The organism is Bacillus sp. 05T31 (genome assembly GCF_056396725.1).
On sequence record NZ_JBFTMA010001325.1, the window covers coordinates 1 to 509 of the forward strand.

Below are 509 nucleotides of genomic sequence, written 5' to 3' on the forward strand. Positions count from 1 at the left end.
TGTTAGATCTGTTCTTAAGCCCTCGTGGCTATTTTTGTATGAAAGCTACTTCTGGCCTTGAAGCGCTAGAATTAATCGAACAAAAGGACTTCGATATTATTTTATTAGATGTTATGATGCCGAATATGGATGGGTGGGATACTTGCTATCAAATCCGTCAAATTTCCAACGTTCCAATTATTATGCTAACAGCTCGCAACCAAAATTATGATATGGTCAAAGGYCTGACYATGGGAGCAGATGACTATATTACAAAACCATTCGATGAACATGTATTAGTCGCGCGAATCGAGGCTATATTACGTCGCACAAAGAAAGATAGCTTTGTTAGCTTCAATGGTATTGAGTGGGATAAAACGAAACATACTGTTACAGTTTATAATGAAAAAATCTCACTAACTCCTATTGAATTTTCGTTACTCGGACTATTTTTACAAAATACAAACCGTGCCTACAGTCGAGATGATTTAATCGAAAAGATTTGGGGGTATCAAACAGACATCGAATAC

General features: G+C 36.7%; 1 protein-coding gene. It reads left to right on the top strand.

Features of this window, described 5'->3' with window-relative positions; genetic code table 11:
- Positions 1–509 (top strand): response regulator transcription factor (locus tag AC1DJR_RS33140; RefSeq protein ID WP_477004585.1); only part of this gene is annotated, 509 nt, incomplete at both ends.